Source organism: Streptomyces sp. FIT100 (assembly GCF_024584805.1).
Taxonomy (GTDB): Bacteria; Actinomycetota; Actinomycetes; order Streptomycetales; family Streptomycetaceae; genus Streptomyces.
Genome location: NZ_CP075715.1, coordinates 7,113,046 through 7,129,057, shown reverse-complemented (window position 1 = coordinate 7,129,057; position 16,012 = coordinate 7,113,046). Strand labels below are relative to the sequence as shown.

The 16,012-nt window shown below is 70.3% G+C and carries 14 protein-coding genes; 4 read left to right on the top strand and 10 right to left on the bottom strand.

From position 1 onward, the window contains the following. Positions 1–12: 12 nt before the first annotated feature. From KK483_RS31810 to KK483_RS31765, 10 genes are all read right to left on the bottom strand, one after another. A complete protein-coding gene (locus tag KK483_RS31810; RefSeq protein ID WP_262008665.1) occupies positions 13–498 on the bottom strand; it encodes a hypothetical protein in 486 nt (161 codons plus the stop codon). Further along, positions 491–1,759, bottom strand: coding sequence for an MlaD family protein (locus KK483_RS31805; RefSeq protein WP_262008664.1), 1,269 nt, complete (start codon positions 1,757–1,759; stop codon positions 491–493). Before KK483_RS31805 ends, KK483_RS31810 begins: the two co-directional genes overlap by 8 nt. Further along, complete coding sequence (locus KK483_RS31800; RefSeq protein ID WP_399016249.1) at positions 1,759–2,862, bottom strand: MCE family protein; 1,104 nt, start codon at positions 2,860–2,862, stop codon at positions 1,759–1,761. Before KK483_RS31800 ends, KK483_RS31805 begins: the two co-directional genes overlap by 1 nt. Positions 2,863–2,867: 5 nt before the next feature. Next, positions 2,868–4,010, bottom strand: coding sequence for an MCE family protein (locus tag KK483_RS31795; protein ID WP_399015518.1), 1,143 nt, complete (start codon positions 4,008–4,010; stop codon positions 2,868–2,870). After that, the gene (locus KK483_RS31790; protein ID WP_399016246.1) at positions 3,968–5,005 is read right to left on the bottom strand and encodes an MCE family protein; all 1,038 of its coding nucleotides are present in this window, start codon (positions 5,003–5,005) and stop codon (positions 3,968–3,970) included. Before KK483_RS31790 ends, KK483_RS31795 begins: the two co-directional genes overlap by 43 nt. Before the next feature lie 71 nt (positions 5,006–5,076). After that, entirely contained in the window at positions 5,077–6,093 is a 1,017-nt protein-coding gene (locus tag KK483_RS31785; RefSeq protein ID WP_262009773.1) for an MCE family protein, read from the bottom strand. Between the two features lie 98 nt (positions 6,094–6,191). Further along, positions 6,192–7,445 (bottom strand): MCE family protein, encoded by a 1,254-nt coding sequence (locus KK483_RS31780; RefSeq protein ID WP_262008662.1) that lies wholly within the window; start codon positions 7,443–7,445, stop codon positions 6,192–6,194. Beyond that, entirely contained in the window at positions 7,442–8,245 is an 804-nt protein-coding gene (locus KK483_RS31775) for an ABC transporter permease (protein WP_262008661.1), read from the bottom strand. The genes KK483_RS31780 and KK483_RS31775 overlap by 4 nt, the downstream gene beginning before the upstream one ends. Positions 8,246–8,248: 3 nt before the next feature. After that, positions 8,249–9,124, bottom strand: coding sequence for an ABC transporter permease (locus KK483_RS31770; protein WP_262008660.1), 876 nt, complete (start codon positions 9,122–9,124; stop codon positions 8,249–8,251). Beyond that, positions 9,121–10,119 carry an ABC transporter ATP-binding protein gene (locus KK483_RS31765; RefSeq protein WP_262008659.1) on the bottom strand — a complete coding sequence of 333 codons (999 nt, stop codon included), beginning with the start codon at positions 10,117–10,119 and terminating at the stop codon, positions 9,121–9,123. Before KK483_RS31765 ends, KK483_RS31770 begins: the two co-directional genes overlap by 4 nt. Positions 10,120–10,818: 699 nt before the next feature. On the opposite strand from KK483_RS31765, the gene KK483_RS31760 reads away from it, so the two are divergent. From KK483_RS31760 to KK483_RS31745, 4 genes are all read left to right on the top strand, one after another. Beyond that, a complete protein-coding gene (locus tag KK483_RS31760; RefSeq protein ID WP_262008658.1) occupies positions 10,819–11,466 on the top strand; it encodes a hypothetical protein in 648 nt (215 codons plus the stop codon). Positions 11,467–11,622: 156 nt separating this feature from the next. Beyond that, complete coding sequence (locus tag KK483_RS31755; RefSeq protein WP_262008657.1) at positions 11,623–13,152, top strand: DUF6801 domain-containing protein; 1,530 nt, start codon at positions 11,623–11,625, stop codon at positions 13,150–13,152. Positions 13,153–13,207: 55 nt separating this feature from the next. Next, on the top strand, positions 13,208–14,206 hold the full coding sequence (locus KK483_RS31750) for a hypothetical protein (RefSeq protein WP_262008656.1): 999 nt from the start codon (positions 13,208–13,210) through the stop codon (positions 14,204–14,206). A gap of 504 nt (positions 14,207–14,710) precedes the next feature. Next, on the top strand, positions 14,711–15,973 hold the full coding sequence (locus tag KK483_RS31745) for a helix-turn-helix domain-containing protein (protein ID WP_262008655.1): 1,263 nt from the start codon (positions 14,711–14,713) through the stop codon (positions 15,971–15,973). The last annotated feature ends 39 nt before the right edge of the window (positions 15,974–16,012 follow it).

Below are 16,012 nucleotides of genomic sequence, written 5' to 3'. Positions count from 1 at the left end.
CCGCGTGCCCCTTCATGGCGTCCCGACCGGTACCGCGCCGAGTTCTGAGATCTTCCAGCCGTCGGCCGTGCGCGTCAGAGTGGCCTCCAGGCGTTTGCGGGCGTTCGTCTCCTGGCCGCCGGCCGGCGTGAGGTCGACCCGGAGCGTCGCGATCAGCTCCGCGGTACCGGCCCGGGCGTCCAGGGAGGTGAGCGACGCGTCGGTGACGGTGGCGCGGGCCGTCGTGCCGGACGGGGCGCCGGCCTTGCGCAGTTGGTCCCGCAGCGGGCCGGTCGACGCCGACAGCCAGGTCCGCAGGGCATCCTGCGGACGGCGGGCGTCGGCGGTGCTGAGTTCGGCGATATGGCGTCGCCCGTCGGCGAGGGCCGCGTCGCGCGCTGTCGCGTACGCCGTCGACTCGTCGCCGCGGGCCTGGGCGTACGACCAGCCGCCGTACGCGCAGAACAGCACCGCGAGGGTGACGGCGAGACCTCGAAGGAGCAGGTTCCGGTCACTCATCGGCGGCCTCCAGGCCGAGCAGTCCGGCCATCCCCGCCGCCCTACCCGCCCCGCCCGTCCCACCCGTCCCGGACGCCGGCTCCGGCACGGCTGGCAGCGCCAGCGGCGGCAGGGGCCGCGAGCCGGGCTCGGCCGGGTCAGGCACCGGGCCGCCGCCAGGCGCGTTGGCGCTGCCGCGGACGTTCTTGCCGCTGCTCGGCGGCGCGGTGCAGCGGGCCTTGGTGTTGAAGGGCGGCTTCGCGGCGCTGGTGTCGAGGCCGTTGCGGTACACCGTCGAGCCGTAGCCCTCGAAGCAGGGCAGCGGCTGGAAGAACGTGACCGACATGCCGAAGCTCGCACCCTTGTCGTTGACGGCGGTCGAACCGGCGGCAGCGACGGCGGGGAGGCGTACGAGCAGTTCCTCGATGCCGCGCTGCCGGGTCACCGCCACCTCCGACGTGGTGAGCAGATTGGCGACGACGACGCCGAGGCCGGGTTCGAGGTCCCGCAGCACTGCGCTGATCTGGCCTGCTGCGTCCGGCGCGGTGGCGATCAGCCGCCGCAGATCGCTGTCGGAGCTCCTGAGCTGCCCCGCCAGTTCCTTGGCGCCGTGGGCGAAGGAGGTGAGCGCCTGGCTCTGTTCGGCCTGGGTGCGCAGTACCGTCTCGCCGTCCTCCATGAGCCGGACCGAGACCGGCAGGGCATTGTCCGCCGCCATGACGAAGTCGTTGCCGCTGTCCATCAGCGTCTGGAGGTCGTCCCCGCGTCCGCCGAGCGCCGCCCCGAACTCGTCGACCGCGGTCCGCAGCGCCTCCAGGTCGACGGAGGACGCCAGCTGGTCGACGCTGGTGAGGACGTCCGTGACGGGCGCCGGCACCTGCGTGGACGCCTGGTCGATGACGGAGCCCTCCCGCAGATAAGGTCCTGTGTCGCCGACGGGCCGCAGGTCGATGTACTGCTCGCCGACGGCGGAGAGCGAGGCGACGACCGCCTCCAGGTCCGCCGGGATCCGGGGCGCCGAGTCCTCGATCCGCAGCTCGGCCTCGACGCCCTCGTCGGTGAGGCGGATCGGGCCGACCCTGCCCACCGACACGCCCCGGTAGGTGACGTCGGAGTGGGTGAACAGGCCGCCGGTCCTGTCGAGTCGGACCCGCACGGTGTAGTGGCCGTCCATGCCGGCGTAGCGGCCGAGGTCGGCGTAGCGGATGCCGACGAAGCCGAGCACCAGGACTCCGATGAGGAGGAAGGCGACGTTCTTGAGGCGGGTGGCGAGTGTCAGCATCAGTTCCCCCCTGCCCGCGGAAGCGGAAGCGGGAGCTGCGCGGCGGACTGCCCGCCCGTGGGCTCCTGCGGGATCAGCGGCGGGATGACGGTGGTCCCGGGCACGGCCGCCACGTGCAGATAGAGGTTGAGGTAGTCGCCCTTGATGCCGCGCAGCACCTCGTCGGTGAAGGGATAGGTGAGCAGCACCTGGAGCGAGTCGGGCAGCGCCTTCCCGGAGTCGGCGAGCGCCTTCAGCGTGGGCGCGAGGGCCTTGAGGTCGGCGATCGTGTCGTCCTTGCTCTTGTTGACCGTGTCGACGGCGACCGTGGAGAGGGTCCCGAGGGCGCGCAGCATGGTGAGCAGCGAGCCGCGCTGCTGTTCGAGGACCTTCAGGCCGGGGCTGAGCCCGGTGAGGATCCGGCCGACCTGCTGCTTGCGGATGGCGAGCGTGACGGAGAGCCGGTTGACGCCGTCGAGTGCGGCGGTGATGTCGGTCTTGTTGCTGTCGAGGCTGGTGACCAGGGTGTCGAGCCGCTTCAGCACGGATGCGACCTCGGGTTCGTAGCCGCCGATGGCCTTGTTGAGTTCGGTGGCGATGGTCCTGATCTGGTTGATGCCGCCGCCGTTGAGGAGCATCGACAGGGCGCCGAGCACCTCCTCGACCTCCGGGTTGCGGTTGGTGCGGCTCAGGGGGATCACGGCTCCGGGCCGCAGTGGTCCGGCTGCGCTGACCGGTGTCTTCGGCGAATTCGGTGTCCTCGGTGTCTTCGGCGGCGGGGCGAGCTGGACGTACTTCTCGCCGAGCAGGCTGGACTGTTCGAGGTGCGCGTAGGCGTCGGCGGGAAGCCTCACGTCGCCGTTGATGCGCATGGTGACCTTGGCGGACCAGGAGCCGGGGGCGAGAGTGATGCCGGTGACGCGGCCGACGGCGACGTCGTTCACCTTGACCGCCGACTGCGGTACGAGGCTCAGCACGTCGGCGAACTCGGCGCTGATCTCGTACGGACGGTCACCGAGGTCGGCGCCGCCGGGCAGGGGCAGGTCCTGGATGCCGGAGAGCTGCGGTGTCCCGCAGCCGGCGGTCAGCAGCGCGAGGGCGGTCACGGCGCCGACGAGGGGCAGTCTTCTCACCGGGATCCCCCCTTCTTCTTCTCCGGGGTGCCGTAGACCGTGCCGACGGGCGGCAGCGGCAGGGCCGGCAGCGACTTCAGCCGCTCGGGCGTGACGGGTACGAGCCCGGCCGTGGTGTTCCCGGGGTGGATGACCGGGGGTCCCAGGCTCAGCTCGTTGAGGTTGGCGCGGCCGTTGAGGGTGCGGTGCCCGGGGTCGTACGCGTTGAGGACATTGGACGCGGCGAGCGGCACGGTGTCCATGGCCTCGGCGAGCGAGGCGCGCTGGTCGACGAGTGTCTGCGTGAGCGGGACGAGTGCGTCCACGTTCTCCTTGAGCGCGCCGCGGTTCTTCTGGATGAACGACTTGACCCGGCCGAGCGCGGTGGCGAGTTCCTTCAGGGCGGCGCCGAGGTTCTCCTTGTCCTCGGCGAGGAAGCCGGTGACGGCGGCGAGTTGCTGCTCCGCCTCGGCGACCTTGCCGTCGTTGTCCTTCAGCATGGTGGTGAAGGACTGGAGGTGGGCGAGGGTGGTGAAGAGGTCGTCGCTGCTGCCGTCCAGCGTCTTCGCGGCCTTGCCGAACTCCTCGATGGAGTCGCCGATGGCCTCGCCGTTGCCCTTCAGGTTCGCGGCGCCGGTGTCGATCAGCCCGGCGAGCGCTCCGTCGGCGTTGGCGCCGTCCGGGCCGAGTGCGGTGCTGAGTTCGGTGATGGCCGCATAGAGCTGGTCGACCTCCAGGGGGGTCGCGTTGCGTGCGGCGGGCAGTACGGCGCCTTCGGCGAGCCGGGGGCCGCCGGTGTAGGCGGGGGCGAGCTGGACGTAGCGGTCGGCGACGACGCTGGGGGCGACGACGACGGCGTGCGCGTCCTCGGGGACCGGGACGCCCTCGTCGACGTGGAGCGTGACCCGCACCTCGTCGCCCTGGGGCCGCACCTCCCCCACGGTGCCGACCTTGACGCCGAGGATGCGCAGGTCGGAGCCCTCGTAGACACCGGTCGCGGTGCGGAAGTAGGCGGTGATCCGGGTCGATTCGGACGTCTCCAGGGCGCTCACGCCCGAGGTGGCGACGACGGCGACCGCAGCGAGTCCGGTGACGATGCCGATGACGCGTCCGAGGTTCACGAGCCAGCACCGCCCTTCCCGGGCTTGGGCGACATGCATCCGGTGGCGGGAGGCGTACCCGGGGGCAGGTAGTCCTTGGGGACGAGGCCGCAGACGTACGAGTCGAACCAGCGGCCGTTGCCGAGGGTGTTGCCGACGAGCCGGTAGTACGGACCGGCGAGCGCCAGCATGGCGTCCAGGCTCGTGCGGTTCTTCACCAGCACGCCGGTCACCCGGCTCAGGGCCTTGAGCGTGGGCTGGAGCTGCCGGTCGTTGTCGGCGACGAGTCCGCTGAGCTGGGTGCTGAGGCCGCGCGTCCCGGTGAGGAGCCGGTGGATGGCGTCCCGGCGGGCCTTCAGTTCGCCGAGCAGCAGGCTGCCGTCCTCCAGCAGGGTCTCGAAGCTGCTCTTCTTCCCGGAGAGTGTCTTCGTCAACTGCCTGCTGCTCTTGAGGAGTTCGACGAGCTGCGCGTCACGCTCGGAGACGGAACGGGACAGCGCGGACAGTCCGGTCGCCGCGCTGCGCACACTGGGAGGGGAGTTCTCGAAGGTGGCGGAGATGGCCTCGAAGCTCTTGGCGAGCTGCTCGGTGTCGATCTCCCCGATGGTCTCGCCGAGGTCGTTGAACGCCTGTGTGACGTCGTACGGGGAGGTGGTCCGGGAGGTCGGGATCCGCCGGCCGGGGTCCTGGCGGTGGGTGCCGACGGGGTCGACGGCGAGGTACTTCTCGCCGAGCAGCGTCTTGATGGCGATGGCGGCGGTGGAGGAGTCGCCGATCCAGGCGTCCTTCACCCTGAAGGTGACCTTCACCTTGGCGTCGTCGAGGCCGACGGCGGTGACCTCGCCGACCTTCACCCCGGCGATACGGACCTCGTCGCCCTCGTCGAGCCCGGCCGCCTCGGTGAACTCGGCGGTGTAGGTGGTGCCTTCGCCGATGAAGGGCAGGGACTCGGCCCGGTAGGCGGCGAGGCCGAGGAGGGCGAGGACGAGCAGGCCGACGAGGCTGACGGCGACCGGATCGCGTTCCCGTACCGACTTCATCCGCGGCGCCCGCATCCGGAGCCCGTTCGTCCGTGGCAGCTTCGTCCCTTTCACTTTCATCCCTGGCACTTTCATCCCTGGCAGCTTCATCCCTGGCACCTCGCCTCGGTGATCGCGATGCCGGTGGGCGGCTCGCTGCCGTCGGATGTCCGCACTCCGGTGACCCGGGCCTCGCAGAGGTACAGGTTGAGCCAGGAGCCGTACGAGGCGAGCCGGCCGAGCGCCTGCATCTTGGCGGGGGTCGTCGTCAGGAAGTTCTCGACCTGCGGGGTGCTGTCGGCGAGGAGTTCGGAGAGCCGGCCGAGCTCGCGGATGTCCGCCTTCAGCGGCGCCCTGCCGTCCTCGATGAGGCCCGCGGTGACGGTGGTGAGGTCGCCCATCGCCTCGACCGCCTCACCGAGCGGCTTCCGGTCGTCAGCGAATCCGGAGACGAGCTGCTGGAGCGTGACGACGAGGTCGTCGAAGCCCTCCTCGCGCTCGTTCACGGTCTTCAGGACGGTGTTGAGGTTGGTGACGACCTCGCCGATGACCTTGTCCTTGGCGGCGACGGTCGTCGTGAGCGAACCGACGTGCCGGATCAGGCTGTCGACCGTTCCGCCGTCGCCCTGGAGCACCTTCACGATCGACCCCGCGAGGTCGTTGATCTCCTCCGGGGCCAGTCCCTCGAAGAGCGGCTGGAAGCCGTTGAAGAGCTGGGTGAGGTCGAGCGCCGGCGCGGTGCGGGAGAGCGGGATGGTCTCCCCCGGCATGAAGACCTCGTCGACGGGCCCGGCCCCCCGGTCGAGGTCGATGTACCGCTGGCCGACCATGTTGAGGTACTTGATCGACGCGGTCACGGACGCGGGCAGCGCGCGCCCCTTGCGCACGGTGAAGGACACCTCGGCGACGCGCCGGTCGGCGACCCGCACCGACTCGACCTGGCCGACCTTCACCCCGGCGATGCGGATGCTGTCGCCCTCGATCAGGCCGGTGACGTCGGTGAAGCGGGCCTTGTAGGAGACCGTTTCGCCGACTCCGGTGTTGGCGATGGAGAACGCCAGCACGGTCGTCGTCGCGACGGTCACGACGATGAACACGATCGACTTGGCCAGGGGCCCCGCGATGCTGCGGCGCCGGACGCCGGGCGTGCCGGCGGCGTCGGCGGCGTCAGCGGTGCCGGCAGTGTCCGCGGTGTCCGCGGCGCCGGAGGTCCAGGGGAGTTTCACTTCAGGGTCACCTCCGCACCGCGGTAGACGGGACCGGTGAGCACGCTGCTCCAGTCCGGCAGCGACTGGGGCGCGACCTTCATGCCCGGTGCGATGAGCTCGTTGACGAGCGCGTTCTCCTGGGGGGAGTTGGGCAGGCCGAGGGTCTGTTCCGCGTCCGCCGTGGCGCGTGCCGGGTCGGGCCTGCCCGTGTACGGGACGGAGTAGCAGTGCGGGCCGCCGGACGCCTCGTAGACGGGTGTGTCCTTGCCCGGCACGTACCTGCCGAGCGACGGCACGGTCTTCACCTCGACATGGAGCCCGGGCCGGTCGGTGCCCTTGCCGAGCGCCTTGTCCATGGCCGGTACGAAGCCGGCGAGGGTGCGCAGGGTGCAGGGGAAGGAGGACGAGTACGCGGCCAGCAGCTCCAGCGTCGGCCGTGAGACGGCGGAGAGCCGTATGAGGTTGTCCTTGTTGTTGCGCAGGAAGGTGGTGAGGTCCTGCGCGGTGCGGGTCGTCGAGCCGTAGAGCCCCGCCAGCTCGGCCTGTTGCCCGGCGATCGTGCCGCTGGTGGTGGTGAAGTCGGTGAGCGCCTGGACGATGTCGGGTGCGGCGTCCGCGTAGAGGTTGCTGACCTCGACGAGCCGGCTGATGTCCCGGTTGAGCGTGGGCAGATGGGGGTTGAGCTTCTTCAGATGGGCATCGAGGGTGACGAGGGTCTGCCCGAGCTGTTCGCCCCGTCCTTCCAGCGCCTGGGCGACGGCGGTGAGGGTCGCCGACAGCTTCTCCGGCTGGACGGCGGTGAGGAGCGGGAGGAGGTTGTCGAGCACCTGCTCCAGTTCGATGGCGTTGCCGGAGCGGTCCTGCGGGATGGTGGCCCCTGCCCTGAGGGCCTCGGACGTGGCGCGTCCGGCCGGCGGTACGAGGGCGACGAACCGCTCGCCGAAGAGGGTGGTCGGCAGCATCTGGGCGGTGACGTCGGCCGGGACGCGGCCGATCTGGTCCCGGTCGATGGCGAGGGTGAGCCGGGCCCCGTCGCCGTCGGCCCGGATGGAGCGCACCTCGCCGATCACGACACCGCGCAGCTTCACCTCGGCGTTGGCGTGCATCTCGTTGCCGACGCTGCCCGTGAGGACGGTGACGGTGGCGTCGTCCGTGAACTCCTTGTCGTAGACGGCGACCGAGAGCCACACCAGCAGGGCGGGCACGACGAGGAAGACGACGCCCGCGAGCCTTCTGCGCAGCGTCGCCGCTGCCGTCGCGCCGCTCATCCCGCCACCTTCACCGTCGTGGTCGCGCCCCAGATCGCGAGGGAGAGGAAGAAGTCGGTGACGCTGATCAGCACGATCGCGTTCCGTACGGACCGGCCGACGGCGACGCCGACACCTGCGGGGCCGCCCGAGGCGCGGAAGCCGTAGTAGCAGTGCGCGAGGATCACCATGACGCTGAAGATCAGCACTTTGAGCATCGACAGGAGCACGTCGTCCGGGGAGAGGAAGAGGCCGAAGTAGTGGTCGTAGGTGCCTTCCGACTGGCCGTTGAGGACGACGGTGACCCAGCGGGACGCGAGGTAGGAGCTGAGCAGCCCGATCGCGTACAGGGGGATGATCGCGACGACTCCGGCGATGATGCGGGTGGTGACGAGGTACGGCATCGAGCGCACACCCATCGCTTCGAGCGCGTCGACCTCCTCGTTGATCCGCATGGCGCCGAGCTGGGCGGTGAAGCCGGCGCCGACGGTGGCGGAGAGGGCGAGTCCGGCGACGAGGGGCGCGATCTCGCGGGTGTTGAAGTACGCGGAGACGAAGCCGGTGAAGGCGGAGGTGCCGATCTGGTTGAGCGCGGCGTACCCCTGGAGGCCGACGACCGTGCCGGTGAACAGCGTCATCGCGATCATCACGCCGATGGTGCCGCCGATGACGCCGAGTCCGCCGCTGCCGAAGGCGACTTCGGCGAGGAGGCGCTGGACCTCCTTGAGGTAGCGGCGCAGGGTGCGCGGGATCCAGACGAGTGCGCGGAGGTAGAAGGTGAGCTGGTCCCCTGACCGGTCCAGCCAGCCGAGCATCGACATCGCTCAGCCCCCCTTCGGCGGCACGATCTGGAGGTAGACCGCCGTGATGATCATGTTCACGAAGAACAGGAGGAGGAAGGTGATGACGACGGACTGGTTGACGGCGTCGCCGACGCCCTTGGGACCGCCGCGGGGGCCAAGGCCGCGGTGGGCGGCGACGATGCCGGCGATGAAGCCGAAGATCAGGGCCTTGATCTCGCTGATGTAGAGGTCGGGCAGCTGGGCGAGTGCGGAGAAGCTGGCGAGGTAGGCGCCCGGGGTGCCGTTCTGCATGATGACGTTGAAGAAGTAGCCGCCGAGGGTGCCGACGACGGAGACCATGCCGTTGAGGAGTACGGCGACGGACATGGTGGCGAGGACGCGCGGGACGACGAGGCGCTGGACGGGCGAGACGCCCATGACCTCCATCGCGTCGAGCTCCTCGCGGATCTTGCGGGAGCCGAGGTCGGCGCAGATGGCGGAGCCGCCCGCGCCCGAGATCAGCAGGGCGACGATGAGCGGGCTCGCCTGCTGGATGACGGCGAGGACGCTGGCCCCGCCGGTGAAGGACTGGGCGCCGAGCTGCTCGGTGAGCGAGCCGACCTGGAGTGCGATGACCGCGCCGAAGGGGATGGAGACCAGGGCGGCCGGGAGGATCGTCACACTCGCGATGAACCAGAACTGCTCGATGAATTCGCGGACTTGGAAGGGCCGCCGGAAGATCGCACGGGTGACGGCGGCGGCGAGCGCGAAGAGCTTCCCGGTCTCGCGGAGGGGGGCGAGGACACGGAGCGGGGGGCGGGGCGGCCGGGGCGTCTCCGGCTGCCCCGGCGTCTGCGGTGTCCCTGGTGTCCGCGGTGTCCGCGGTGTCCCCGGCTGGAGCGAGGGCGGGGCGGTCATGACGCCGCTCCCCGCGGGCCCGGCGCCGCCGCGTGGGCGTAGCTCTGCACGATGGCGGAGCGCGCCGCTTCGGGGAGTTGGGCGAGCATGCCGAGGACCCGTTCGCGGCGCCGCTGCACGGCCCGCCGCTCGGGCAGTCCCGGGGAGGGTTCGAGCTGGGGCACGAGGGGCCGGGGCCCGGGCGCCGGGGCGCCGTCGGCGGTGCGCTGTTCGAGCGCGAGAGTGGCGGCGTCCTTCTCCTCGGACATCCCGATGGGCCCTTCGCGCCGCCCGCTGAGGAACTGGGCGACCGCCGGCTCCTCGCTGGTGAGGAGGACCTCCCTCGGCCCGAACGTCACGAGGCTGCGCCGGAACAGCATGCCCATGTTGTCGGGCACGGTCGCGGCGATGTCGAGGTTGTGCGTGACGATCAGCATCGTCGCGTCGATCTGGGCGTTGAGGTCGATCAGCAGCTGCGAGAGGTAGGCGGTGCGGACCGGGTCGAGGCCCGAGTCGGGCTCGTCGCAGAGGATGATCTGCGGATCGAGGACGAGGGCGCGGGCGAGCCCCGCACGCTTGCGCATACCGCCGGAGATCTCCCCGGGCAGCTTCCCCTCGGCTCCGACGAGGCCGACCATCTCCATCCGCTCCATGACGGTGCGGCGGATCTCGGCCTCTTTCCTGCGGGTGTGCTCGCGCAGCGGGAAGGCGATGTTGTCGAAGAGGGTCATGGACCCGAAGAGCGCCCCGTCCTGGAACATCAGGCCGAAGAGCTTGCGAGTCTCGTAGATGTCGCGCTCGCGGCTGTTCACCATGTCGACGCCGTCGATGAGGACGCGTCCGTGCTCCGGTTTGAGCAATCCGATGATGGATTTCAGGAACACCGTCTTTCCGGTGCCGGAGGGGCCGAGCATGACGCTGACCTCTCCGGCCGGGAGCGTGAGTGTGACGTCCTGCCAGATGTTCTGCTTGCCGAAGGATTTGGTGAGTCCCTCGACCACGACCTCGATTCCCATGTCACCTCCAGCAGGCGCTCGCATACGATGCGACGACCGGGGCCGTCGTATGCCGAGGGCGCACGCTAAGTTGCAGCGGAGCGCACGCACAAGCAGCCGGGCACCGAATCTTCACTTCCTGTCGGCCCTTTGTCAGCCGGTGACAAGTCCGCCCGAAGAACTTGTCACCCGGGAAACAGAAAGCAGGGTGCGAAAAACGGGGCCTCACGCGTCCGGGGGGTTGGATTCGCAAGACCCCGCTTACCGGCCGCCTACCGGGGACGCCGCCCCGGAGGAAGGGCCGGGCCGGCTGGGTCCCGCGGCGACCCCGGGCCGACAGGGGAGCGCCGACCAGGAGTTGAGCGACCGCACCGGTGACGCTACGACCGGGTAACCTCGCTCGGCAATACCGGGTCCGGAAGTTCTCGTGGGAGCGGGTCGGCCGATTCGGTTCCTGTCATCGGGTGATAAGCCACAGCCCCGGATCTGTCACACGGTGCGCAATGCCGATAACCCTCACTCGGCGATAAATTCTCCACCTCGGACACTCACCGTGTGACCAGAAACCACCCCTCCTCAAAAATCATGAACTCCAGGATTGTTGCGCCAAGTTTCCCGCAAGTAACGTCCTGGGTCGCGGCCAGAGAATATGCCGGGCCGAAGTTCAGCCGTCGTTCGGGGACGGGCATTCCACGTCCCGTCCAGAAAATCGGAGGAGTCATGAACAGACGTCTCAAGAAGCTCGCCTTCGTGGTCGGCGCCGCGACGGCCTCGGTCGCACTGGCCGCCGGAACGGCGGTGGCGGACCCGATCAACGCCACCAACTGGGATGTCACACCGTCGCCCACGACCTTCTCGGCCGCATCGACGAACACCGTGCTGGAGGTCAACGGGATTCCGCTGACCTGCCCCATCGCGCGGGCGAGCGGCAACCTCTTCGACGCAACCGGGAACCCCGGCCACGTCGGTGACATCACTGCGGCCTCCTTCGGCGATGCCGCCAACCCGTGCACCAGCCCGCTCGGACCCGTGACGCCCACCACGAACACCGCTCCGCCCTGGGAGCTGTGGGCCGAGACGTACGATTCGGCCACCGGTGTGACCACGGGCTTCATCAACAACGTCAAGGCCCATCTCACGGTCCTGACCTGTGACTTCGACGTCACGGGCGAGGTGGCCGTCACCTACACCAACTCATCCGGGACGCTGAGTGTGTCCAACAACGCCACCCGGCAGCTCACCGTCAGCAACGCAACGGCCGGCTGCGCCGGGTTCATCGCGAATGGCGACCACCCCACCTTCACCGGCGCGTACGGCGTCGTGGCCCCCGCGGGCGGCACCACCGCGCCCACCATCGTGGGCACCTGACCGCCTCGCGCCACTGAGGTGACCCGCCGCGCGCGGTGACCTCGCGTGGACGGCCTCGTCAGGCAGAACGCCATCAGGAGAAGAACAGGGTCGCGCGGCGCGTGTCTTCACTCGCCGCGCGGCCCTTGGCTCACACAGGGACGGGAGTCGAGGCCCATGGCCGACCGGACAGCACCACGGGGCGCCAGCCGAATGCGGGGCCGCCGGGTGGCCGCCGCCGCGACAGCGCTCACCCTGGGAGTGGTGGTCCCGCCCTCGCATGCCGAACCCTCCCCGCAGCCGCAGGACATCAAGGCCGCACTCGGCTACATGTGCACCCTGCCCGCCGGATCGACCGGCCCGGCACAGGTCCGGGTGTCCACGACGCTTCCCGAGACGGCCGCGGTCGGCGAGAGCATCCAGCCGGGCATCGTCGCCGTGGACGTCGAGATACCCGAGCAGTCCGTCGTGCCGCTCCTCGGCGAAGGCGCCCGCGCGGTCACGGCCTCCACCAGCCTCACGATCGCCCTGGCCCAGTCGCGGCACACGGCCGAGGCCGTCTGGACCGGCGACGGCCAGGCGCCCGCCCCGGTACCCGATGCCGGCCCCTTGACCGTCACCGCTTCGGGTGAGGTGCCGTCCGTCACAGCCGGTTCGCCCGGCGACCTCACCTTTTCCGCGGGCAACCTCAGCCTTCGCCTCACACCCCTGACCGGCGAGGACGGACAGCAGGCGGACACTTCCGTGACGGTGAACTGCACTCCGGACCAAGAGAGTTCGGAGATCGCCGCAGTGACCGTCGTGGAGACGACGTCGCCCTCGACCGATCCCGGCGGCCCCTCCGCCACCCCCTCCGCGGACGCGGGCAGCACGCCGTCCGCCACGCCTCCTTCGCCGGAGCCCCGCAGGCAGAAGAGCACGGCCGCCGAGGGGGGCGCGACAGGAGCACCGCCCTGCGCCGGCGACAGGACCGTCCCGCAGTACCTCGTCGCCTACGCCACCGGCTTCTCCAACGTCACCAAACTCAAGGGAGCCGCAGAGATCCCCGTCTCCTGCGCCCGCATCATTCAAGGACCCCAGCGCCCCGTCTTCATGAACGGCAAGCTCCACCTGCTCCAGGACTCCTTCGCGACGCTGGACCACCAGGGCCGCCCCGCAACGCCACCGGCCGAGGCGACGTTCCTGAGCTTCGGCTTCATGCCGACCACGGCGACCATGCAACTGGAGCAGATGCCCCTGCGCACCGACGACCAGGGGAACAAGGTGGCGAACGTCAAGTCCGACCTGCGTATCGACAATGCGTTCGACGGCGTTGGGCAGACCGTCATCACCATGGATCTGGTCCTGCGCATCACCGAAGCCAGTGTGAACGGACAGGCGCTGGACGTCGGCGCCCAGTGCCGCACCAAGACGCCCTTCACCCTCACGCTGACCGGCAACGCGGTACGTCGTGGGGGCGTCTTCCTCCCCGGCAGTTACACCCTCGTCACCGGGGGCCCGCTGACCGGCGAGGCGACCATCCCGGCATTCTCCGGCTGCGGCGTGACCGAGGACCTCGACGCCCTCTTCACCGCCCCCATCAGCGGCTCACCCGGCTACGTCAAGCAGATACAGGGCGCACCCTGCGCATCAGGCGTCCCCGTCCCGGACCCGAGGTTCTGCACGTCCGACGTTCAGCCCGTCGACATCCCGAAGCCGCAGCGCTGAACCCACAACCCGCCCCAGGCCCAACCCTCCAGCACCGGAAGGATCGAGGGAGAAGATGAGACCCGTTCCCACCAGAGCCCGCGCGGCGGTCTCCGGCGCGCTCACCGCCGTCCTCGTCGCGATGGCCCTCAGCGCAGCGCCTGCGAGCGCGGAAGAACCGGACGGCGTGTCCCCTGCCGTCGCGACAGCGGATGTCCCAGCGGTCCAGCTGAACGGCCACTGGGCGCCGTTCGACCGCTGCCCCGTCGACGACGAGGCCATGCTGGCCACCGACGGGCAGGCCCTGGTGGCCACCTGCGTGGCGTCCACATCGCCCGGCGGAACCATCAAGCTCGGCAACACCACCGCGACGACCGGCGCCACCGAGCTGCAGTTCGGCGTCATCCAGGACACCGCGGCCGGGACGTTCACCGTCGTTCCGCCTGCGGGCGGCAGCATCGTCAGCGAGCCCACCGCGATCCCCGGCGGCCTGCTCGGCCTGATGTGCCCGAGCGACATCCCGTTCGTGACCCAGATCTGCCGGCAGCTCACCGACATCAGCCTCAACCGGGTGACCGCCACCGTCGAACCGATCGGCACACCCACGGAGTTCGACCTGACCGCGGGTCTGTCCACGGGACGCCCCATCGTCGCGCTGCCGGTGCGCATCCATCTGGAGAACCCGTTCCTCGGTGACGACTGCTACATCGGGACCGCGTCCAGCCCCATCGTGCTGCGGCCCCAGAACGTCACCGCACCCGCTCTCGCCGTGCAACGCTTCGACCCCGACGGCACCCCCAACGCCACGGGAGGCGCGATGCTCCGCTTCGCCCTGACCGGCAGCACGCAGGGCGACTCGGCGTTCTCCGTCCCCGGGGCGACCGGTTGCGGTCTGGCCGGGATCCTCAACGGCGCGGTCAATCTCAAGACCGGACTGCCCTCCGGAGCGGGAAACAACGCGCTCACCCTGGACTCCGCCTCCACCTACAGTGCCGGCCTCACGGCCCCCGGCCTCGTGAAACCCGACGCGGGCAAGGTCCTCTCGCAGTACTGGCACTCCGCCGGCGGCCGGTGACGTATCCGCTCCCAGGCGCCCTGCCCGAGGCACGAGCCGCCCGAGGGTCCCAAGGTGCGCGCCTGACATGAGCCCGGGGCGCCCCTCGCACTCCGAGGGCGCCCCGCGTCACGGCCACACCTCGCACCACGACGACGGGGAGGGATTCGGCCAGCTGATCGGGTACCTCGTGGAGGTGCCATGACGGGGCCGTGAACGCGACGCGTCGCGTGACCGCGCGTCAAGCAGCCCCGGGCACCCCCGAGAAACCCCTTACCGACCGGTACTTCCCATTGCCGACGCAGCAGATCTCACTCCGGCGCCCTGTCCGGAAGTGAGCGCTCCAGCCCCATACGACGCAGCTTTTCGCGTCACGAACGGTGCGCAGGGCGTAGTTCCTGGTTTATGTTCGGCATCCACGAAGCATCCACACAGTGGTCACAGCTGTCGGGCCGTGGGAGCGCTTTCCTCCCGCACCAGCACCCCCCACACCGGAAGCCCGGAACGCAAGGGGAGAGCACACGTATGCCGAGATCGACGCAGCCGTCGGACGTGGGTGAGCCGCTGGGTCCGCTGCCCCAGGAGTTCGCCGCGATCATCCGTCCCGAACTGCCCAGCCTGATAAAGGAGATCGGGATCGAGGTGACCCGCGCCTATCCGGAGTACGCGCGGCTGCTGAACGGCCCGTACGGCAAGGCCATCCAGGTCGGGGTGGAGCAGAACATCTCGGCCTTCGTCGACCAGGTCGCGTCGCCGTCCGCCCCGACCACGCTGCGGGACGAGATGTGCCGCAGGTTCGGCCGGTTCGAGGCGTACGAGGGACGGAGCCTGGAGACGCTCCAGGGCGCGTACCGGCTCGGGGCGCGGGTGGCGCTGCGGCGGGCCAAGCGGATAGGCCGCCGGTACAACCTCTCCCCCACGCTGATGCTGAGCTTCGCCGACGCGCTCTTCGCCTACGTCGACGAGCTCGAAGCACTGTCCAGGGAAGGCTACTTGGAAGTGCAGGCGCACACCGTGGAGCAGGCCGAGACGCTGCGGCGCCGGCTGCTGCATCTGGTGCTGGCCGGCCCGCCCGTGCCCCGTACCGCCATCACCGAGCTCTCCGAGCAGACCGGCTGGCCGCTGCCGGAGCGGGTGACGCTGGTCGCGCTGCGCCCTCCGGCCGAGGTCGACAGGGCCGCGCTGGACAACGACGTCCTCGTCGATCTGTCGGACCCGCAGCCGCATCTCCTGATCCCCGGCACCTTCGGGGAGAGCCGAAGACGCATGCTCCAGACGGCACTTCGCGCCACCTGCGGCGCCGTCGGCCTGACCGTCCCGACCGCGACCGCCGCCGACTCCGTCCGCTGGGCCCGCAAACTCCTCGACCTCATCGACGCGGACGTCGTCGAGGACGCGCCGCTGGCTCTCTGCGACGACCATCTGGTCACCCTCTGGCTGCTCTCCGACCCGGCCCTCCTCGACCAGCTCACGGAACGCGAACTCGCCCCGGTCGCCGCCCTCACCGCCACCCGCCGCGACCGACTCGTCGAAACCCTCCGGGTCTGGCTGGACACCCGCGGCACGGCCGCGCAGATGGGCGAGCTCCTCGACGTCCACCCGCAGACCGTCCGCTACCGGATGCGCACCCTGGACTCCATCTTCGGCGACCAGCTGACCGACCCCGAGAGCCGCTTCGCCACGGAGATCGTGCTGCGGGCCCGGCATCTGCGCGAGCGGACGACGCGCAACGGCCGCCGGCCGCCGACGCGTACGGATGCCGGTACGCGTGCGCCCGCCGCACAGTGATCAAGTGGCGGGGGGCAGGTCATGCGCAGGCGCGTCGTC